The 20,624-nt window shown below is 37.4% G+C and carries 20 protein-coding genes, 1 pseudogene and 1 other annotated feature; of the genes and pseudogenes, 20 read left to right on the forward strand and 1 reads right to left on the reverse strand.

The genetic code is table 11. The features are described from left to right. Window positions 1-142: 142 nt before the first annotated feature. Entirely contained in the window at window positions 143-1,084 is a 942-nt protein-coding gene (locus V7659_RS16915) for a Na/Pi symporter (protein WP_335540982.1), read from the reverse strand. 216 nt (window positions 1,085-1,300) lie between these two features. Between V7659_RS16915 and rpsU the strand changes: the two genes are divergently transcribed. The 20 genes and pseudogenes from rpsU (at window position 1,301) to V7659_RS17015 (ending at window position 20,546) form a co-directional block, all read left to right on the forward strand. Continuing rightward, a complete protein-coding gene (gene rpsU / locus V7659_RS16920) occupies window positions 1,301-1,474 on the forward strand; it encodes a 30S ribosomal protein S21 (protein WP_007087607.1) in 174 nt (57 codons plus the stop codon). Window positions 1,475-1,489: 15 nt separating this feature from the next. Next, a complete protein-coding gene (locus V7659_RS16925) occupies window positions 1,490-1,936 on the forward strand; it encodes a GatB/YqeY domain-containing protein (RefSeq protein WP_144547727.1) in 447 nt (148 codons plus the stop codon). Between the two features lie 122 nt (window positions 1,937-2,058). Further along, entirely contained in the window at window positions 2,059-2,694 is a 636-nt protein-coding gene (locus V7659_RS16930) for an NfeD family protein (protein WP_335540983.1), read from the forward strand. Window positions 2,695-2,709: 15 nt separating this feature from the next. After that, a complete protein-coding gene (floA, locus tag V7659_RS16935; protein WP_335540984.1) occupies window positions 2,710-3,702 on the forward strand; it encodes a flotillin-like protein FloA in 993 nt (330 codons plus the stop codon). A gap of 32 nt (window positions 3,703-3,734) precedes the next feature. Further along, entirely contained in the window at window positions 3,735-4,175 is a 441-nt protein-coding gene (locus tag V7659_RS16940; protein ID WP_335540985.1) for a hypothetical protein, read from the forward strand. An 87-nt stretch (window positions 4,176-4,262) separates the two neighbouring features. Next, window positions 4,263-4,565 carry a sporulation protein YqfC gene (yqfC, locus tag V7659_RS16945; protein WP_335540986.1) on the forward strand — a complete coding sequence of 101 codons (303 nt, stop codon included), beginning with the start codon at window positions 4,263-4,265 and terminating at the stop codon, window positions 4,563-4,565. After that, on the forward strand, window positions 4,562-5,755 hold the full coding sequence (gene yqfD / locus V7659_RS16950; RefSeq protein WP_335540987.1) for a sporulation protein YqfD: 1,194 nt from the start codon (window positions 4,562-4,564) through the stop codon (window positions 5,753-5,755). Before yqfC ends, yqfD begins: the two co-directional genes overlap by 4 nt. After that, a complete protein-coding gene (locus V7659_RS16955; RefSeq protein ID WP_335540988.1) occupies window positions 5,752-6,720 on the forward strand; it encodes a PhoH family protein in 969 nt (322 codons plus the stop codon). Before yqfD ends, V7659_RS16955 begins: the two co-directional genes overlap by 4 nt. Before the next feature lie 206 nt (window positions 6,721-6,926). Then, window positions 6,927-9,079: pseudogene (locus V7659_RS16960) on the forward strand (HD family phosphohydrolase). A gap of 50 nt (window positions 9,080-9,129) precedes the next feature. After that, entirely contained in the window at window positions 9,130-9,546 is a 417-nt protein-coding gene (gene ybeY / locus V7659_RS16965) for an rRNA maturation RNase YbeY (protein ID WP_420491340.1), read from the forward strand. Next, complete coding sequence (locus V7659_RS16970) at window positions 9,530-9,910, forward strand: diacylglycerol kinase family protein (protein ID WP_335540990.1); 381 nt, start codon at window positions 9,530-9,532, stop codon at window positions 9,908-9,910. Before ybeY ends, V7659_RS16970 begins: the two co-directional genes overlap by 17 nt. Before the next feature lie 264 nt (window positions 9,911-10,174). After that, window positions 10,175-11,098 (forward strand): GTPase Era, encoded by a 924-nt coding sequence (gene era / locus V7659_RS16975; protein ID WP_335540991.1) that lies wholly within the window; start codon window positions 10,175-10,177, stop codon window positions 11,096-11,098. Between the two features lie 159 nt (window positions 11,099-11,257). After that, window positions 11,258-11,401, forward strand: coding sequence for a YqzL family protein (locus V7659_RS16980; protein ID WP_066257674.1), 144 nt, complete (start codon window positions 11,258-11,260; stop codon window positions 11,399-11,401). 34 nt (window positions 11,402-11,435) lie between these two features. Next, complete coding sequence (gene recO, locus V7659_RS16985) at window positions 11,436-12,188, forward strand: DNA repair protein RecO (protein WP_335541011.1); 753 nt, start codon at window positions 11,436-11,438, stop codon at window positions 12,186-12,188. A 50-nt stretch (window positions 12,189-12,238) separates the two neighbouring features. After that, window positions 12,239-12,423 (forward strand) — a binding site (T-box leader). Between the two features lie 63 nt (window positions 12,424-12,486). After that, on the forward strand, window positions 12,487-13,869 hold the full coding sequence (locus tag V7659_RS16990; RefSeq protein WP_335540992.1) for a glycine--tRNA ligase: 1,383 nt from the start codon (window positions 12,487-12,489) through the stop codon (window positions 13,867-13,869). Between the two features lie 120 nt (window positions 13,870-13,989). Continuing rightward, the gene (locus V7659_RS16995; protein ID WP_335541012.1) at window positions 13,990-14,610 is read left to right on the forward strand and encodes a helix-turn-helix transcriptional regulator; all 621 of its coding nucleotides are present in this window, start codon (window positions 13,990-13,992) and stop codon (window positions 14,608-14,610) included. A gap of 33 nt (window positions 14,611-14,643) precedes the next feature. Then, a complete protein-coding gene (locus tag V7659_RS17000; RefSeq protein ID WP_335540993.1) occupies window positions 14,644-15,453 on the forward strand; it encodes a pyruvate, water dikinase regulatory protein in 810 nt (269 codons plus the stop codon). Window positions 15,454-16,036: 583 nt separating this feature from the next. Next, window positions 16,037-17,845, forward strand: coding sequence for a DNA primase (gene dnaG, locus V7659_RS17005; protein WP_335540994.1), 1,809 nt, complete (start codon window positions 16,037-16,039; stop codon window positions 17,843-17,845). Window positions 17,846-17,887: 42 nt separating this feature from the next. Continuing rightward, window positions 17,888-19,018 (forward strand): RNA polymerase sigma factor RpoD, encoded by a 1,131-nt coding sequence (rpoD, locus tag V7659_RS17010; RefSeq protein ID WP_026563551.1) that lies wholly within the window; start codon window positions 17,888-17,890, stop codon window positions 19,016-19,018. A 388-nt stretch (window positions 19,019-19,406) separates the two neighbouring features. Continuing rightward, complete coding sequence (locus V7659_RS17015) at window positions 19,407-20,546, forward strand: acyl-CoA dehydrogenase family protein (protein WP_335540995.1); 1,140 nt, start codon at window positions 19,407-19,409, stop codon at window positions 20,544-20,546. Window positions 20,547-20,624: the final 78 nt, after the last annotated feature.

Raw genomic sequence — 20,624 nt, forward strand, 5'->3', positions numbered from 1 at the left:
AACAAGAAAAAATACATAGAGCGGGCACCATGAGAAGTTCACAGTGCCCATTGAGATAGAAGAAGGCCTAGAATGGGACCTGTGAAAAAAACATAATCCTTATTTATAACAACCAAAAAAGACAGCATTTATACGATCTTTATCATGTTAATGGTTTTTTTGATGGTCTATCATGTAAAAACAAAATCATCTTCCCAAATCTCGTTGCAAAAGGTAAAACAATGATTGATGACACAACATTAAAAATGACACTGATGTGAGCTAGTTGTACATTTTTTGTATCGGCAAGAAGTGGAGCATTTTCAGTAAGTGTTGGGATTAGCGGGATAAAAAGTAAGACCCCGAATACATTGAGCCAAACATGCGCATATGCAGCTAATCTCGATTCCTTCCCCCCGCCAATCGAAGCAATAAGAGCGGTAATACATGTACCAATATTCGCACCAAGGACAATAGCTATACCCGCATCTAACTGCAAGAGTCCAGTTAATAAAAAACTCATTGCAATGCCAGTCATTGCAGTACTCGATTGAATAATAGCTGTTATAATTGTGCCGGTTATCAGGCTTAAAAGAATATGATCATTAATGGAAAGGATAAAATTATTAATATAATCCATTGATGTTAACGGAACAGCCAGCATCTCGAAGCCCTTCATAGCTGCGAAAACTGAGGATATTCCGAATAGCAGCATCCCGATACTTCTCGCTTTTTTATTTTTTAATAAAATAAGCAGTGCTCCACAAATGGCGAGTGGAACGAGAACTTTATCAATATTAAACGTAATTAATTCTGTTTTAAAGGTTGTACCAATATTTGTGCCAAGAATGATCCCAATTGACTGGGGGAAGGTCATAATTCTTGCTGAAATTAATCCTATTGTAATCACCATTACGGCGGTACTACTTTGTAAAAGTGCTGTTATAAATGTCCCTGTTAGCATCCCTTTTAAAGGAGTACTAGTCAGTTTAATCAGCCAACCCTTTAATTTGTTAGCTGATAAATTAAACAGTGCAAATCGCATAATGGTCATCCCGAATATAAATAATAAAATGCAAAGAACAAATAATAATATGTATAGCATTATATGGCCCCCCTCGCTTCATTGTATGGTTGTACTAAGAGGGACATGCCAGTTTTTAAGGGAAATAAAGACAAGTCTACATTTATTTGAATAAAAAAATAAAAAGCTTGTTTTAACCATACGAATTTCAGTTGACCTTGTATCAAGGTTATATTATAATTGCAAGGTACATGGATTGAATGTTAGTGTGTTGTGTTTCGGAGGGAGGGAAAGAGAATGTCTAAAACCGTCGTTCGTAAAAACGAATCGCTTGAAGATGCTCTTCGTCGCTTCAAACGTACAGTATCAAAAACTGGTACTTTGCAAGAGGCAAGAAAGCGCGAATTCTATGAAAAGCCAAGTGTAAAACGTAAGAAAAAGTCTGAAGCAGCTAGAAAACGTAAGTTTTAAGAGAGGGTGTAATACATGAGTCTTCTCGAGCGTTTGAATAATGATATGAAACAAGCGATGAGAAACAAGGAAAAAGACAAACTCTCAGTCATTCGGATGGTTAAGGCTTCATTGCAAAATGAAGCTATTAAGCTCGGCACGAAAGAGCTTTCCGATGATGTTGAGTTAACAGTCCTTTCTCGCGAAGTGAAACAACGCAAAGACTCCCTCCATGAATTTGGTAAAGCTGGTCGTGAAGACCTAGTTGATAAGTTGCGCACGGAGTTGGCTATTGTTGAATTATATATGCCAAAACAGCTTTCTGAAGAGGAACTGGCAGAGGTCGTTAAAGAAACGATTTCTGAAGTCGGCGCAAAATCAAAAGCAGAAATGGGAAAAGTGATGTCTGCTATTATGCCTAAAGTAAAGGGTAAGGCAGATGGGGCACTTGTAAATAAACTTGTACAACAACACCTTTCATAGTATTCTGACATAAAGACTGCAGGTCACTGGCCTGCAGTCTTTTTAATTTTAATAATGAAACTTATTTCTTCTACATACGTAATAAATATAGTCGAGACTAAAGAAAGAAAGGGGGCTCTCGAATGACGCAATTTCTTACTGACCCGATTGTTGTAACCATCCTTTTATCGATTGCGGGAATCGGAATTGTACTGGAGTTATTTTCAACAAAATTTGGTGTGGCAGGATTTATCGGTGTGTTAGCACTCACTTTATTCTTTTATGGCCATTTCCAGGCAGGTCTTGCAGGCTATGGCACGTTATTATTATTTGTGGCAGGTTTAATCCTTATATTCCTCGAGTTCTTTTTACCCGGAGCGATTGCCGGTACTCTAGGGGTCGCTGCATTAATATTAAGCCTTTTTTTAGCAGGAGAGAATACAATTCAAATCGGTGTATCCATCTTGATTGCTATTTTCTTATCCGTATTAGTTTTCTTTATGATGATTAAGATTTTTAATAAAAAACTTGTCCTATTTAATAAAATGGTCCTATTTGATTCAGCTAGAAAAGAAGATGGATATGTCTCCAACATTAACAGGACTGATTTGTTGGGAAAAGAAGGTTTCGCCCTAACGATACTGCGGCCTGCTGGAACTGTTATTATTAATAATGAGCGAGTCGATGTAGTTAGTGAAGGTGGCTTTATCGAGCAGAACGCTCTCGTTAAAGTGATAAAAGTCGAAGGGGCACGTATTGTTGTAAGAGAGGTAAATTAAGAAGGGGGTTTAAATATGATAGCAAGTAACGGAACAATTTTTATCATTGCGGTTGTAGTCATTGCCTTAATATTATTTGGGATTTTATTATCATTTGTGCCGGTTATGCTGTGGATTTCTGCTTTGGCAGCGGGTGTACGTATCAGTATCTTTACATTAGTTGGTATGAGGCTTAGGAGGGTAACACCAAGCAGAGTGGTTAATCCCCTTATAAAGGCCCATAAAGCGGGTTTAAACGTTACTACTAATCAACTGGAGAGCCATTACCTAGCCGGTGGTAATGTTGACAGAGTCGTCAATGCTCTAATTGCTGCACATCGTGCGAATATTGAATTATCCTTTGAACGTTGTGCTGCTATTGATCTAGCTGGTCGTGATGTTTTAGAAGCGGTTCAGATGAGTGTTAACCCAAAGGTCATTGAGACGCCATTTATCGCTGGTGTGGCTATGAATGGGATTGAAGTAAAGGCAAAGGCAAGAATTACTGTTCGTGCTAACATCGAGCGACTTGTTGGTGGTGCGGGGGAAGAAACGGTTGTTGCTCGTGTCGGGGAAGGTGTTGTCTCCACTATTGGTTCATCAGATAGTCATAGCAAGGTGCTCGAGAATCCAGATTTAATTTCCCAAACTGTCCTCTCTAAAGGTCTAGATGCTGGTACGGCCTTTGAGATCCTCTCCATCGATATTGCGGATGTAGATATCGGTAAAAATATAGGAGCTGAATTACAAACGGAGCAAGCAGAAGCAGATAAGAAAATTGCTCAAGCCAAAGCAGAAGAGCGCAGAGCGATGGCAGTGGCTCTCGAACAAGAAATGAAAGCAAAGGTTCAAGAAATGAGGGCTAAGGTTGTAGAATCTGAAGCAGAGGTTCCGCTGGCAATGGCTCAAGCTCTTAAATCAGGAAATATAGGTGTAATGGATTATATGAACTATAAAAATATTTCAGCAGACACTGATATGAGAGGTTCTATTGGTAAGATGACTGGGGACAAAAAAGACGGTCAATAATCCACTTTGGGATAAGAAAGGGGTGGAGATTATTGGAAAGTATCCTGTTTATGATTATCATCGGTATTGTTTCTATCGTTTTCCGTAATGCAAAAGAGAAAAAAGGAGAATCTAGAAACAAAACATTTTCAAAGGGAACTTTTGAGGAAATTCGAAACTTAGTAAAAAAACAACTGGATTTTGAGGAAACCCGAACAAATCGCCCATTAAAAGCAAAAAATATTCCAACTGTCCCAAAAGATAATCTCGGAAATCTAGAAAATAAATACCTTCAACTAAAACAAGAGCCTGAGGTTAAACGGATCGGAATGTCAGTTGCCCAACATAAGTCTGAAAAAGTAAATCCCAGACACGAAGATGGAAGCGAAATCTCCCTTAATCCAGATGAAAAAACGCTCATTAACGGTATTATTTGGGCTGAGATTCTTGGGGAACCACGGTCAAAAAAGCCATACCGTCCAAGAAACAGTTAGTGGTAAATCAACTTAGTTAATACGAAAAAGGTGTGCTAGAACGTCCTTTCATTTCATAAATATGAGATGAAAGGGGGTTCTTTTTTTATGGCAAAAAACTGGGCCGGGCGGGTTCGTAACTGGATGGCTAAAAAAATGGATCTTCCTCAAGATGTCATGATGGATTTACCAAGGATAACCATGATTGGGCAAATTCATGTCTATATTGAGAATCATCGGGGGTTGTTGGTATTTACTGATAAAGAACTCCGCTTGCTGTTAAAGCAAGGGCAGTTATTAATAAAGGGTAAATCTTTTGTAATTAAAACAATTTTACCTGAAGAAATTTTGCTAGAAGGGAAAATTGATCAGGTCATTTATATAAATGAAAATCCGGGAGGAAAAAAATGAATAACCAGTGGATCGAATTTTTTAATGGCAGGGTTACTGTTAAAGTATCAGGCAAGGGCACTGAACGATTTATAAATGTCCTGACAAGAAATGATCTTCCAATCTGGAATATCAAAAGACATGGAACCGAGACGATAACGTTTAATATGAGGCTTAAAGATGCCAAGAATATCAGGAAATATGCTAGGAAAAGTAATTGCTCCATATCCTTCTTACGAAGGAACGGAGTTCCTTTTTTAATCCGGAGAATGCTGAAGAATAGTGGTTTTTTGGCAGGCGCAGGACTTTTCTTGTTGCTTTTAATGTTTTTATCCAATGTTATCTGGGGGATTGAAATAAAAGGCGCAAAACCAGCAACAGAGTATCAGATCCGTAAAGAATTGGACAAGATGGGCGTGAAAATTGGAAAGTTACAATTTTTTGTAGAAAATGTGGAGGGTATCCAGAGGAAACTAACTAATAATGTCGGGGACTTAACATGGGTTGGTGTGGAGTTAAAAGGGACAACCTTTCACCTCCAAGTAGTTGAAAAGAATGAGCCAAAAAAACCGGAGCATTTATCACCTCGGAATCTAATTGCGAAAAAGAAAGCCATAATTGTTAATATGTATATTGAAAATGGTCAAAAAATGGTGGATATTCATGATCACGTGGACAAGGGACAACTCCTTGTCTCAGGTGCATTTGGACAAGAAGAAAAACCAGAATTGGTAGCTGCTAAAGGTGAAGTTTGGGGAGAAACATGGTATAAGAGTCACGTTGAACTCCCGTTAGAAACCAACTTTAAAGTTTATAACGGTAAAGAAATGGAAAAACATTTTATTTTACTTGGCAATTTTGAGCTCCCGGTTTGGGGGTTCGGTAAGCCAGAATTTAGTAATTATGTAACAGAGGAGAATGTTCACAAAATTCATTTCTTGAAGTGGGAATTGCCAGTTTCTTACCTCAATAAGACCCTTCGCCAGCAAGAAGAGGTCCAGCGTACCTATACTATTAAAGAGGCACAAAATATAGCAATTGAACTTGCGAAAAAACAAATAAAAGGGCGGCTAGATGAGGATGCTATCATAAAGGATGAAAAAATTTTACACAAAGCAAATAAAAATGGTAAAGTTATACTGGATATTCATTTTAAGGTAATAGAAAATATTGCGGTTGGACAACCGATTTCCAAGGAGACTAGTGAATGACAGAAAAGTTAACTACCATAAGTGTACAGCTTGAAAATCCTGCAGAAGCAATTAGTTTGCTAGGGAATTCTGATTCCAATTTAAAAATCATTGAACAGGAACTCGGAGTCACAGTCATTACTCGTGGTGAAGCTGTTAGTTTGTCAGGGGATGAAGAAAAGGTCTTATTGGCTGGACAGATTCTAAATAAATTAATGATTATAATCCGTAAAGGGATAAACATTAGTCAAAGAGATGTCCTATATGCGGTGCAAATGGCGAATGCAGGGACATTAGAATATTTTGTGAATTTATATGAAGAAGAAATTGGCAAAAATGTAAAAGGAAAAACTATTCGAATTAAAACACTTGGTCAAAGACAATATGTGATGGCTATCAAAAAAACTGACCTTGTATTTGGGATTGGGCCTGCTGGAACAGGTAAAACCTATTTAGCTGTTGTCATGGCTGTTAACGCCCTTAAAAATGGACAGGTAAATAAAATAATCTTAACTAGGCCAGCTGTAGAGGCGGGGGAAAGTCTTGGTTTTTTACCAGGGGACCTAAAGGAAAAAGTGGATCCATATTTACGGCCTTTGTATGATGCGCTTCATGATGTATTAGGAGCGGAGCATACACAAAGATTAATGGAAAGAGGGACAATTGAGATTGCCCCGCTTGCCTATATGAGGGGGCGTACATTGGATGATGCATTTGTCATCTTAGATGAAGCCCAAAATACAACGCATGCACAAATGAAAATGTTTTTGACAAGACTTGGCTTTGGTTCCAAAATGGTTATCACTGGGGATCAAACCCAAATTGATTTGCCAAAAGGGGCAAAATCCGGCTTAGTTGCAGCAGAAGCAATCTTAAAAAATGTCAACGGGATATCGTTTATCTTTTTAGAACAAACAGATGTCGTCCGTCATCCACTCGTTGGCAGAATTATTGAAGCATATGAGAAGAAAACAATCCAACAATAACAAGAGGGGTAGACCTATTTAAGGTTTACCTCTTTTTTTCTTAAAAATGCCGTAAAAACAAATCTTCTTCTAAAGAAGGTGAAACTTGTCCGAAAAACTGTTATCATTTTACATGAAGCAAAAACAGTGAAAATATGACAATTATTGAGAATTGATTTATGTACAAAATGAATCTTTTTTCAAGGGCAGTGGTTGGAGGGATATAGTTGGGTAAACTTCAGCAATACTTCATACGGATACGTAAGCTGCTGGATATAACTTTCTTTCTAGTACTATTCTTTATAATGTTAGGTACCGTATTATTTGCAGCGATGTATAGTAATGTAAAACCTGAGAAATTAGATTTAAGCCTATTTTCAGTTGCGGAAAAAACAATTCGTTCACCAGGAACAGTGGAAGATCGGAAAAGTACTGAAAATAAGCGTAAAGACGCGCTAGATCAGGTGCAGGATGTCTATACATTAAAAAAAGAATACACACAAAATCGAGTGGATTTAATTAGCTCTATTTTTCAAGCCACGGTTGAAATGAATGATGAAATAAAAGAAGAAATTAACAAGCATGCTGAGTTAGCAACGGAAGAAAAACCTGAACAACCTGAACCAAGTGATTCAGAAAAAATGGACCGGTTAAAAGCAAAATTAACACCAAATGTCTCCAAAGGTCTGTCTGATCAAGTCTTTGCTGCTTTAGTCCAAGCCAGTCATGATGAATTATCGATTGCTAGGGATTTAACTGTAACAGCGATTAATAATGTCATGGCTCAACGTATTTCAGCTGATGATGTTGAAAATGCCAAAAAAAGGGTTGAAGAAGAATTAAAATATACAACTTTAAATGATGATTTAAGAAGTGGTGTCATTGAATTGGGCAGGTATGCTATTATTCAAAATGAATTTTATGACCCTAATGCAACCGAGGAACTAAGGCAGCAAGCCGTAGAAAGTGTGGAACCTGCCAAAATCCTACAGGGGCAAATTATTGTTGAAGAAGGAGAATTAATTAACCAGGATATTTATCGACAATTAAAATTAGTCGGCCTCCTTGATAATGAACNNGCTTAATAGTTCTTATAACGATCATTCTATCAGCTCTCTATTTTTATTTTTCTCAAATAAAGTCTATACCAGGAAAAAGGCAAACGGACTTGTTATTATTTGGGATAATATTCATCCTTACGATACTTATTATGAAAATCATCAGCATGCTGCAAATTTTTAATTATGCTGGAATCGGCTATTTATTTCCTGCTGCTCTAGGTGGGATGTTAATTAAAATATTAATTGATGAAAAGTTAGCCACACTAATGTCGATTATCATGGCGGTTTGCGGCAGTATTTTATTTAATGAAGGGGTTACAGGGACTTTAAATTTTTCAGAGGGGATCTATATTCTATTTAGTTCGTTAGCGGGTATCCTATTTTTAAGTAAACTCAATCAACGGTCAAAAATCTTTCAGGCAGGCTCCTTTGCGGCACTTGTAAACGTGTTGACAATCTTAGCGTTAATGTATCTGCCGAATGGACAATTTACTGGAATTGAGTATGGATATTATCTTATTACAGCCCTTGTTTCCGGGATAGGTTCAGCGGTCCTCACGATTGGGCTCCTTCCTTTTTTTGAGGCGAGTTTTGGGATTTTATCAACGATGAGGCTAATAGAACTTTCTAATCCCAACCATCCATTGCTTAGAAAAATTTTAATGGAAGCACCAGGTACATATCATCATAGTGTGATGGTCGCTAATTTAGCGGAATCTGCTTGTGAAGCAATTGGAGCGAATGGGCTTTTAGCAAGAGTAGGAAGTTATTATCATGATATTGGAAAAACAAAACGCCCTAATTTTTATATTGAAAACCAGATGCATCTTGAAAATCCACATGATCGTCTCCCGCCAGATAAAAGCGCGAATATTATTATTGCACATGTAACAGATGGATCTTCTATTTTGAAAAAATACAATATGCCTAAGGAAATTATTGATATTACGGAGCAGCATCATGGAACTACCCTGCTAAAATTCTTTTACCACAAAGCGGTCCAATCTGATACTGAAGTTAAGGAAGAAGATTATCGGTATCCTGGACCTAAGGCACAAACAAAAGAGTCGGCAGTAGTTGGGATTGCTGATAGTGTTGAAGCGGCTGTACGCTCCTTATCCCAGCCTACGCCTGAATTAATTGAATCACTAGTTAAGAAAATTGTTGCAGATCGTCTTCAAGATGGACAATTAAACGAATGTGATATCACAATGAGAGAAATTGAAACAGTTTCTGAAGCGTTATGTGAAACTTTAAAAGGAATTTTTCACTCTAGAATTGAGTATCCAGAAATGATAAAGAAGGTGAAGCAAGCATGACATTACTAATTGATTGTATCGACGAAACGGAAACACTTAAAGACGAACAAATGCTTGAAATCGAAAGGGTAATTAATTTTGCCGCTAAAAAACAGGATGTGGAAGAGCACAGTGAGGTATCTGTCACATTTGTCTCAAATGAAAGAATTCAGGAAATTAATCGAGAATACCGCGATAAAGACAAGCCAACCGATGTTATATCGTTTGCAATGGAAGAACTAGGGGAAGGTGAAATGGAACTAGTAGGAGCTGAAATGCCGCGGGTTTTGGGTGATATCATTATTTCTGTTCCTAAAGCAATTGAGCAGGCAGAAGAATATGGTCATTCTTTCTTACGTGAACTTGGTTTCTTAGCTGTACATGGATTCTTGCATCTCCTGGGTTATGATCACATGACGGCAGAAGAAGAGAAAGAAATGTTTACCTTGCAGAAGGACATTTTAGACGAATATGGACTCAAACGCTAAACCGGCACAGTTTGGATTTCTAAGGTCATTTTCATATGCATTCGCGGGAATTGCAACTGCCCTGAGGGCCGAGAGAAATATGCGCTTCCATTTTTTTAGTTCGATTGTTGTTTTACTTATTTCGTTTTATTTTTCAATTACTAAAACTGAATGGTTATTTATCCTTGTGTCAATAGGAGGAATGTTTGCGCTCGAAATGGTGAACACAGCGATTGAACGAGTAGTAGATCTCGTTACAGATGAATATCATTTCTTGGCAAAACAGGCGAAAGATTTAGCAGCTGGTGCTGTCTTTGTATATGCCATTCTATCTGTTGTCATTGGGATTATGATCTTTTTACCTTATATTTTAGAGTTATTTTAGACAGGTAGAATAGGGATTTGACGTAATTTGAAATCGAATAATGAATTCGGTAAAATGACTTAACGGCAAAAAAAGTAGACTTGCCTATTTGTGAGAAAATTCTAATTTTTTAATTTTTTTCGACTGTAAGTAATGATTTTCAATGGATTTTGAGGTAAAATAAAGGAACAGCAGACTTCTGCTGGAAGGGAAGAACACTAGTGAATATCGAACACCTAATTGAAGAAGCAATAGTATGTGTATTTGTTGCATCGGAGGATCTCCATGTTAAATAATGAGTCCTCTAGCAAAGGTTATAAGTCAGGTTTTATTTCTATTATAGGCAGGCCCAATGTCGGAAAATCCACGTTTTTAAATCGCGTGATTGGCCAAAAAATTGCCATCATGAGTGATAAGGCACAAACCACCCGCAACAAAATCCAAGGTGTGTTAACAGTAAATGATGCACAGATGATATTTATTGATACACCAGGAATTCATAAACCAAAGCATAAATTAGGCGATTTTATGATGAAGGTAGCAGTGAATACGCTTAAAGAAGTAGATCTGATTTTGTTTATGGTGAATGCGGAAGAAGGGTTTGGCCGAGGCGAAGAATTTATCCTTGAAAAGTTTCAAACTGTAACTACGCCAATCTTTCTTGTCATTAATAAAATTGATCAAGTTCATCCCGATAAATTATTGCCAATAATTGAATCGTATCAAGAAAAATATCCATTTAAAGAAATTGTACCTATCTCAGCGCTTGAAGGTAATAATGTGGAACGATTGCTAGAACAGATTAAATCTTTCTTGCCAGAGGGACCACAATACTATCCTGCAGACCAAGTGACGGATCACCCGGAACGCTTTATTATAACAGAGCTAATCAGGGAGAAAGCCCTTCACTTAACCAGAGAAGAAATTCCACACTCACTCGCTGTTGTTCTTGACAAAATGGAACGACGAGAAGGTAAAGACATAATTGATGTCATGGCGACCGTAATTGTTGAACGTGATTCCCAAAAAGGAATTATTATCGGAAAGCAAGGAAGTATGTTAAAAGAAATTGGTAAACGTGCCCGTGCTGATATTGAAAATCTTTTAGGGTCTAAAGTGTATTTAGAGTTATGGGTAAAAGTTCAAAAAGACTGGCGTAATAAGATGTCCCAGCTGCGAGATTACGGTTTTAACGAAGATGAATATTAATAAATAAGCCCTAACTAAAATATTACCTTTTATTTTAAATTATGCATGGACACAATTAACAAATATTTCGTCTTATGATTTTTGCGCTGGCAGGCTATGATAAATGTAAGGTTTGGGACCGAATGAAAGCTAGTCTAAATATGAAAGGTGGGGTTTTCAATGATGGATTTTACGTGGAAAGTATTCCTCCAAACAGGTAATATTGACACATATCTTCTCATTAAGGAACTAGAGAAGGAAAACCAGGAAATACCCGGAAATCTGAATGACGAGCTAGCACAAATCGATTTTCCCGTTTCATAAGTTTGTCTTCGTGCTACTTTAGAAGGTGACAATAATCCTCCAGAAGTGTGAAGGCATCGTTATTAGAACAACTGATTATGGTGAAACAAATAAAATAGTCACTATATATACTAGGGAATGGGGAAAGGTTGGCGTAATGGCTCGTGGGGCAAAAAAGCCTAACAGCCGCCTTTCCTCCATCACACAACTGTTTACACATGGTTATTTTCTCATTACGAGAGGAACTGGTTTAGGAGGCTTGCAGCAAGGAGAAACTGCTACTTCATTAAGGTCGATTGGTGAAGACATTTTTTTGACTGCATATGCTAGTTATATTGTCGAATTAACGGATAAATGTACGGATGAAAAGAAACCAAATCCTTTTCATTTTGAGTTGCTTTTTCAAACATTAAATTACTTAAATGAAGGTTATGACCCAGATATCCTTATGAATATTTATGAGATGAAAATGCTAAATGTGATGGGATTGAACCCAATCTTAAATCAATGTTCCGTTTGCGGGAGTACAGACGGACATTTTTCTTTTTCTATTCGTGAAGGAGGATTTATCTGTCATCGATGTTTAGATAAAGATCCGTACCATCTTAAACTATCCGCTGCTGCGGTTAAATTATTAAGGGTATTTTATTATTTTGATCTTTCCAGGCTAGGAAATGTTTCTGTTAAAGAAGAAACGAAAGCAGAACTTAAGAGGGTAATTACTGCCTACTATGAAGAGTATTCTGGTTTGCACCTTAAATCCAAAAAGTTTCTAAATTCCATGGATAAATTTCGCAATCTCTTATAATTGCCTTGTTGACAATGTTTGGAGTTTTCGCTATTATTTTCATTAATAAAATAATTGCAGTGACGGAGAAGAGTACTTAGTCATCCTCTATAAAAGCGAACCTAGGATAGTGTAAGCTAGGGTATAGGGAACTAACGAAGGCGTTCCTGAGCAATCTTTGTGTTTAGTAACACATAAAAGAGGCTGCTTCTTAGCAGCAAATAGGGTGGAACCGCGGGTAACTCTCGTCCCTATGCTAGTCTAGCATAGGAACGGGAGTTTTTTGTTTGAATAAAATTTACTTAAAGGAGCAATTTCTATGAATGTAACAATGGACCAAATCGTTTCACATGCAAAACACAGAGGATTTATTTTTCCTGGTTCAGAGATTTACGGAGGCCTTGCAAATACTTGGGATTACGGTCCGTTAGGCGTTGAATTTAAAAACAATATTAAGCAGGCATGGTGGAAAAAATTCGTCCAAGAGTCACCGTATAATGTAGGATTAGATGCAAGTATTTTAATGAACCCGCGTACGTGGGAAGCATCTGGCCATATTGGGAACTTCAATGATCCGATGATAGATTGTAAAAATTGTAAAGCACGTCATCGTGCCGATAAATTAATTGAAAATGCTCTTGATGAAAAAGGCATTGAAATGGTGGTCGATGGCTTACCATTTGCAAAAATGGAAGAGTTAGTGAAAGAACACAATATCGCTTGTCCAGATTGCGGCAGTCATGACTTTACTGGAATTCGCCAGTTCAACTTAATGTTTAAAACCTTCCAAGGAGTAACAGAATCTAGTACAAATGAAATTTTTCTTCGTCCTGAAACAGCACAAGGTATCTTCGTTAATTTTAAAAATGTCCAGCGGACGATGAGAAAGAAAATGCCTTTTGGCATTGCTCAAATTGGTAAAAGTTTTAGAAATGAAATTACTCCGGGGAACTTCACGTTCCGAACAAGAGAGTTCGAACAAATGGAACTTGAATTTTTCTGTAAGCCTGGTGAGGAGCTGAAATGGTTTGATTATTGGAAGCAATTTGCAGAACAATGGTTATTGTCATTAGGCCTTACAAAGGAAAATTTAAGACTTCGCGACCACTCAGAGGATGAATTATCTCATTACAGTAATGCAACAACTGATTTTGAATTTAAGTTTCCGTTTGGCTGGGGTGAACTTTGGGGGGTTGCTTCAAGAACGGACTATGATTTGAAGCAGCATATGGAGTATTCTGGTGAGGACTTCCATTATCTTGATCCGGAAACAAATGAAAAGTATGTACCTTATTGTATTGAACCATCTTTAGGGGCAGACCGCGTTACGTTAGCGTTTTTAATTGATGCTTATGATGAAGAACAGCTTGAAGATGGTACATCTAGAACGGTTATGCATTTCCACCCTGCATTAGCTCCATTTAAAGCAGCGGTTCTTCCGTTATCGAAGAAATTGTCAGAAGAAGCACGTGAAGTTTTCGCCACTCTGGCTAAACATTTTTCAGTAGATTATGACGAATCAGGATCGATTGGAAAACGCTATCGTCGTCATGATGAAATTGGTACTCCGTTTTGTATTACCTATGACTTCGACTCTAAAGAGGATAATATGGTTACAGTTCGCGATCGTGATACAATGGAGCAAACGCGAATCTCGATACATGAACTAGTTAACTTCTTGCAAGAAAAAATGATGTTTTAAGGAAAAACTCGCCGATTGGCGAGTTTTCTTAATAGATTCAATAGTATATAATATTCCTAATAAAGTAAGCTTTTTGAGATAAAACCGTTTCTAAAATGGGAAACAAAGGTGGTGTGAACAATCGAATTGACCAAACGGCAAGAACATATTTTGCAAATTGTAAAAGAAAATGGGCCGATCACGGGAGAACATATTGCAGAACAATTGAGCTTGACTAGGGCGACACTTAGACCGGATCTTGCCATTCTGACGATGGCTGGTTATTTAGATGCGAGGCCCCGTGTAGGGTATTTTTATACTGGTAAATCGGGGACACAGCTTTTAACCGAAAATTTACAAAAAATATACGTGAAAGATTATCAGTCCATTCCTGTTGTAGTGAATGAAAATATCTCCGTTTATGATGCAATCTGTACAATGTTCCTCGAAGATGTGGGAACCTTGTTTGTAGTAGATCAAAACACCATTCTTGTTGGAGTTTTATCCAGAAAGGATTTGCTCCGAGCTAGTATAGGTAAGCAAGAACTGACTACTATACCTGTTAATATTATTATGACAAGAATGCCTAATATTACCATGTGTGAACGAGAGGATTTATTAATTGATATCGCTAAGAAATTAATTGAAAAACAAATCGATGCACTTCCAGTGGTTCGGGAAACAGAAAATGGATTTGAGGTTATCGGAAGAATAACCAAAACAAATATTACCAAAGCGTTCGTTGCATTAGGTGATGAGTAACAAGATAACATGTTGAGGGGTTGTTGAGGGAGAATGAGATCGCCAATAATTTATGTAGTATCTGATTCAGTGGGAGAAACCGCTGAATTAGTTACAAAAGCAGCAATAAGCCAATTCAATGGCTCCGGAATGACATTAAAGAGATTTCCTTATGTGGAGGATAAGGAACATATCGATGAAGTTCTTTCACTTGTTTTATTAGATAGAGCAATGGTTGCATTTACATTGGTAAAGCCTGAAATGCGTACATATATTAAGAATAGAACCGAACAGGAAGGGATTATAGCTGTCGATTTAATTGGTCCAATTATGGATCAGATTCAACAGTTTAGTGGAAAAACACCCTTATGTGAACCAGGACTTGTTCGAAAATTAGATGAAGATTATTTCAAAAAAGTGGAAGCAATCGAATTTGCCGTAAAATATGATGATGGCCGTGACCCAAGAGGAATATTAAAAGCAGATATTGTATTAATAGGGGTTTCAAGGACTTCAAAGACTCCACTTTCACAGTACTTAGCTCATAAACGATTAAAAGTAGCGAATGTCCCACTTGTACCGGAGGTAGATCCGCCAGAAGAACTCTATAGAGTTCCAATCGAGAAATGTTTTGGTTTGAAAATAAGCCCTGAAAAGTTAAACAATATCAGACGGGAACGGTTAATTTCTTTGGGTTTAAATGATAAAGCAAGTTATGCTACGCTCGACAGGATCAAAGCGGAGTTAATCTTTTTTGAAAAAGTAGTACAGAAAATAAATTGCCCTGTTATTGATGTTACCAATAAAGCGGTAGAAGAGACGGCAAATGTTATCTTAAATTATTTTCATAAAGGAAGAGTCTAACACATAGTCATTTGATTATGTGTTTTCTACTGATAGAAAGTGGAATAATAACAAAAAAAATTATGGTAAAATCATAATAAATGTACTATAATAAAAAATTGTGATAAAAATATATCTTTTTAGGTTTAGACTTGCTTATGAACGAATAAACTATTTATTGTTAGATGTCAAGGGGACCCCCTAAAAAGAATTCGACATAACTCCTTTTACAAAAGTTATTTGTTAAAGAAGGAATATGGGGAGTAATGTAGAATTAATACTTATGTAAAGGCAATCCGACTATTTATGCCGATGTAGATTCATGCCCGGTTAAAGCGGAGATTGTCGAAATAGTGTTGAAGTATAGCGCCCGTGTTCTTTTTGTTGCTTTCTACGTTCATCATATCAAAGAAGAAAACTCTACATACAAACTGGAAATATGTTGATGCGCACAGGCAAGCAAAAAGGGGAGTTTATGGAAAGGAACCAAAAACCTATTTAAACTTAAGGACGTGAAAAATTTAAGACAGAATTACCAAAAATTTTGTCGAAATTTGCAGGAATTTAAAAGATGCCTGCCGAATACCAAATGGAGTTGTTTTACATGGCAGAACGTATTGCCGAAGAAAAGATTAATCAAATTCGTCAGTCTGTTGATATTGTCGAAGTAATTAGCGATTATGTTCAACTGAAAAAACAGGGGCGAAATTACTTCGGATTATGTCCATTCCATGGAGAAAGCACCCCATCATTTTCTGTATCTATTGATAAACAAATTTTCCATTGCTTTGGCTGTGGCGCTGGTGGTAATGTTTTTTCATTTCTAATGGAGCTAGAAGGTATCTCCTTCCAAGAATCAGCCATTAAACTAGCTGCAAAGGCAAATATTGACCTGGAAATCAATTTATCTGGCGGACATGGTGAGAAAAAGTTTTCAGAAGAGCACCAAGCATTTCTAGGTGCTCATGAGCTATTACAGAAATTTTACCATCATTTGCTAGTAAATACAAAGGAAGGTCAACATGCTTTGGAATATTTGCTCCAGAGGGGATTTACTCGAGAAGCAATAGATAAATTCCAAATTGGGTATTCTTTAAATTCATGGGATTATGTTTTTAAATTTCTTTCAAAAAGAGATTTTCCTCCTGAATGGATGGAGAAAGCCGGATTAATTATCAAACGTGAAAGAGATGGGACGTATTTCGATCGATTTAGGGATCGAATTATGTTTCCAATTTTTGACCGAAACGGCAATACGATTGCTTTTTCAGGAAGAACACTTGGGGCCGACGAGCCAAAATATTTAAATAGTCCTGAAACGCCAATCTTTAATAAAAGTAAAATTTTATACAATTACCATAATGCGAAGCCAAACTTAAAAAAATCGCAATTTGCTGTTTTATTTGAGGGATTTGCTGATGTCATTTCTGCAGATCGCGCTGGTGTGGAAAATGGTATAGCCACGATGGGGACTTCCTTGACAGATGAACATATAGCCCTCTTACGGCAAAATGTCCAATCCGTTACCATTTGCTACGATTCTGATAAACCCGGGATTGAGGCAGCATATCGTGCTGGAAACCACCTTAGCGATGGTGGGTTCCAGGTAAAGGTTGCGATGATGCCAGATGGAATGGACCCAGATGAATATATTAAAAAGAATGGTCCCGAAAAATTCCGAAATGAGGTTATCGGTGCAAGTCTAACGTGGATGGCGTTCAAATTTCTTTATTTTCGCAGGGGAAAAAATCTGCAATATGAAGGAGATAGACTTGCATATATCGAAGTGATAATTAAGGAAATCAGCGCTTTGAATAAAGCTGTTGAAAGGGATCACTATCTACGCCAATTGGCGGCTGAATTTTCACTCTCACTAGATGCATTAAAACAGCAGCAAAAGGAGATATTCTTCGCAGAAAAAAGAAAATCAACTGGAAATAAGCAACCTGTAAATAAGCCTATTTTAGTCCCAAAGCAAGACAATAAACTTAAGCCAAAGCATTATACAGCAGAAAGACGATTAATTGCTCACATGTTAAAGGATCGAGATGTGGCTTATAAAGTGCAGGATTTATTACAAGGTAATACGTTTAATATTGATGAACATCAGGCAATAATAACCTATCTGTTATCTTTTTATGAAGAACATTTCCAGTCTGATTCAAGTGCGTTTTTGTCCTATATTCAAGATGATAATCTCAGAAGAATGGTTGCAAACATTGAAATGATGCCCATTAACGATGAGTTAACCAATCATGAATTAAGTGATTATATCAAACAGGTGTTGAATTATCAAAAATTGTTAAAGATAAAAGAAAAAGAAGTGGAACAAAAAGAAGCAGAGCGACAAAGTGATTTTACTAAAGCTGCAGCAATTGCAACGGAAATCCTTCAATTGCGTAAATCTCTATAGATTCCATTTTTACTGTCTTTGATTCTGGAAGGAGTGGGACATATGGCTGCTGAAAAATCAGCCCGTTCAAAAGAAGTGGAAAATGAATTCACTTTTGAACAAGTGAAAGACCAGTTAACGGCACTGGGGAAAAAAACCGGCGTCCTTGCCTATGATGATATTGCTGAGAAATTGGCTAACTATGAATTAGATTCCCACCAAATGGAAGAATTTTTTGAGTTCCTCGGTGACCAAGGTATTGAACTAGTTGGCGATAGTGAAGAGGAAGATCCAAATCCTAAGCAATTAGCAAAAGGTGATGATGATGAATTTGATTTAAACGATCTTAGCGTTCCTCCTGGAGTTAAGATAAATGATCCGGTTCGTATGTATCTAAAAGAAATTGGCCGGGTCGACCTGCTTTCAGCTGATGAAGAAAAAAAATTAGCGCTCCGTATTGAACAAGGCGATGAAGAAGCAAAGAGACGCCTTGCCGAGGCAAATCTAAGGCTTGTCGTAAGTATTGCAAAGCGGTATGTCGGCCGTGGTATGTTATTCCTTGATCTTATCCAAGAAGGAAATATGGGATTAATTAAGGCCGTTGAAAAATTCGATTATCAAAAAGGTTTTAAGTTCAGTACCTATGCAACTTGGTGGATTCGTCAAGCCATTACTCGTGCAATTGCTGACCAAGCTAGGACGATTCGTATTCCTGTGCATATGGTTGAAACGATTAATAAATTAATCCGTGTTCAGCGCCAATTACTTCAGGACCTTGGCCGTGAACCAACACCAGAAGAAATTGGTGAAGATATGGATCTTACACCTGATAAGGTAAGGGAGATTTTGAAAATCGCCCAAGAGCCAGTCTCTCTTGAAACACCTATAGGTGAAGAAGATGATTCCCACTTAGGTGATTTTATTGAAGACCAGGATGCCACCTCGCCTTCAGAACATGCTGCTTATGAATTATTAAAGGAGCAGTTGGAAGATGTGCTAGATACTCTTACTGACAGGGAAGAAAATGTACTTCGCCTTCGTTTTGGACTGGATGATGGCCGGACACGTACACTTGAAGAGGTTGGTAAAGTCTTCGGTGTTACCCGGGAACGTATCCGTCAAATTGAAGCTAAGGCATTAAGGAAATTACGTCATCCTAGCCGCAGTAAACGTCTAAAAGATTTCTTAGAATAAAATATCATTAATAAATAGTTTACTTCATCACTTGAAGTAGACTATTTTTTTTGTATCGATTTTAAGTAGCTGGGTAATAGCGTGTTGGAAATGTAAGCACTTTCTGTATTTGAATCCATTTTACTGAATTGTCTCTCATTTTGCAAATAGACATGAGAATTTCCTGACATGGTTTTTCATCATTTATTTTTGTAAAAAAGGGATATAATTTGTTTTCCATTATCAGGATAGTGAAATATTTTAGTTATACGTTATAATTGGTTGAATTTTTGTTATATCCATATAATAGAATATTTTTAAAAATTTTTAAGTATTGTGAAATAAAGATAATTCCTCTTATAATAATAAAGAAAGCGCATTCATTTGGTTTCGGATAAGGGGGATGAACATGAATTTTGACTTAACTTCTGAGCAGGAAATGATAAAAAGAACAATGCGTCAATTTGCGGATGAGGAAGTCGCACCAAGTGCGATAGAGCGCGACCGTAAAAAACAATTTTCAGTAGAAATATTTAAAAAATTAGCCGAAATGGGAATTATGGGACTGCCTTTTCCAGAGGAATATGGTGGTGGAGGGGCAGATACGGTTAGTTTTGCAATTGTAACCGAAGAGTTAAGCCGGGCATGCGGTTCGACAGGAATTACCTATTCTGCGCATATATCTTTAGGAGGGGCACCCCTGCATTTATTTGGCACCAAGGAGCAAAAGTTAAAATATCTAACGCCGATTTGTACAGGTGAATCATTTGGTGCGTTTGGCCTTACTGAGCCTAACGCTGGATCAGATGCTGGCGGGACTAGAACATCTGCACGTGAAGAAGATGGTATGTTTGTCATAAACGGAAATAAATGTTTCATTACAAATGCTAGTTATGCCAAGCATCTTTCATTGACGGCTATAACAGGAGAGAAGGACGGAAAAAAAGAAATAAGTGCAATTATTGTCCCGACTAGTACAGATGGGTTCTCTATTATTGATAATTATGAAAAAATGGGTCTACATTCATCAAATACAACAGAATTAGTGTTAGAGGATGTACGAGTGCCAGTTGAGAACCTTTTAGGGAAGCGTGGAGAGGGTTTTAAACAGTTTTTAATGACATTAGACGGTGGACGTATAGGGATTGGTGCGATGGCTGTAGGAATTGCTCAGGGGGCCTATGAAAAAGCCTTAGCTTATGCAAAGGAAAGAAGACAGTTTGGGAAGTCTATTTCCTCTTTCCAAGCTATCCAGTTTAAACTTGCTGATATGGCAATGAAAATTGAATTGGCCCGGAATATGGTGTATAAGGCAGCTTGGTTAAAGGATCAGGGAAGACCATTTTCAAAGGAGTCAGCGATGTGTAAACTCTATGCATCAGAAATCTGCATGGAAGTGACTGATCAAGCCGTTCAAATACATGGCGGTTATGGTTATATGAAAGAATATCATGTGGAGCGAATGATGAGGGATGCAAAGTTGCTTGAAATTGGCGAAGGTACTTCTGAGGTCCAAAGAATGGTCATTTCAAGGTTAATTGGATGTTAAAAAATAGGCTGTGTTAATGGTTAATGTTAATTTGGCACTCTGTTGATCTTCGTTCAAGGCGCGAAGACTCCTGCGGGA

The sequence above is a fragment of the Neobacillus drentensis genome, from assembly GCF_036966985.1.
GTDB classification, from domain to species: Bacteria; Bacillota; Bacilli; order Bacillales; family Cytobacillaceae; genus Neobacillus; species Neobacillus drentensis_E.

Bases quoted from the DNA above. Each gene is read 5' to 3' on its own strand.
- dnaG (WP_335540994.1), top strand. From the start codon at position 16,037: ATGGCAGAACGTATTGCCGAAGAAAAGATTAATCAAATTCGTCAGTCT.
- V7659_RS16990 (WP_335540992.1), top strand. From the start codon at position 12,487: ATGAATGTAACAATGGACCAAATCGTTTCACATGCAAAACACAGAGGA.
- yqfC (WP_335540986.1), top strand. From the start codon at position 4,263: ATGGCAAAAAACTGGGCCGGGCGGGTTCGTAACTGGATGGCTAAAAAA.
- V7659_RS16970 (WP_335540990.1), top strand. From the start codon at position 9,530: ATGGACTCAAACGCTAAACCGGCACAGTTTGGATTTCTAAGGTCATTT.
- V7659_RS16915 (WP_335540982.1), bottom strand. From the start codon at position 1,084: ATGCTATACATATTATTATTTGTTCTTTGCATTTTATTATTTATATTC.
- rpoD (WP_026563551.1), top strand. From the start codon at position 17,888: ATGGCTGCTGAAAAATCAGCCCGTTCAAAAGAAGTGGAAAATGAATTC.
- V7659_RS16955 (WP_335540988.1), top strand. From the start codon at position 5,752: ATGACAGAAAAGTTAACTACCATAAGTGTACAGCTTGAAAATCCTGCA.
- V7659_RS16925 (WP_144547727.1), top strand. From the start codon at position 1,490: ATGAGTCTTCTCGAGCGTTTGAATAATGATATGAAACAAGCGATGAGA.
- floA (WP_335540984.1), top strand. From the start codon at position 2,710: ATGATAGCAAGTAACGGAACAATTTTTATCATTGCGGTTGTAGTCATT.
- era (WP_335540991.1), top strand. From the start codon at position 10,175: ATGTTAAATAATGAGTCCTCTAGCAAAGGTTATAAGTCAGGTTTTATT.
- ybeY (WP_420491340.1), top strand. From the start codon at position 9,130: ATGCTTGAAATCGAAAGGGTAATTAATTTTGCCGCTAAAAAACAGGAT.
- V7659_RS16980 (WP_066257674.1), top strand. From the start codon at position 11,258: ATGATGGATTTTACGTGGAAAGTATTCCTCCAAACAGGTAATATTGAC.
- rpsU (WP_007087607.1), top strand. From the start codon at position 1,301: ATGTCTAAAACCGTCGTTCGTAAAAACGAATCGCTTGAAGATGCTCTT.
- yqfD (WP_335540987.1), top strand. From the start codon at position 4,562: ATGAATAACCAGTGGATCGAATTTTTTAATGGCAGGGTTACTGTTAAA.
- V7659_RS17000 (WP_335540993.1), top strand. From the start codon at position 14,644: ATGAGATCGCCAATAATTTATGTAGTATCTGATTCAGTGGGAGAAACC.
- V7659_RS17015 (WP_335540995.1), top strand. From the start codon at position 19,407: ATGAATTTTGACTTAACTTCTGAGCAGGAAATGATAAAAAGAACAATG.
- V7659_RS16930 (WP_335540983.1), top strand. From the start codon at position 2,059: ATGACGCAATTTCTTACTGACCCGATTGTTGTAACCATCCTTTTATCG.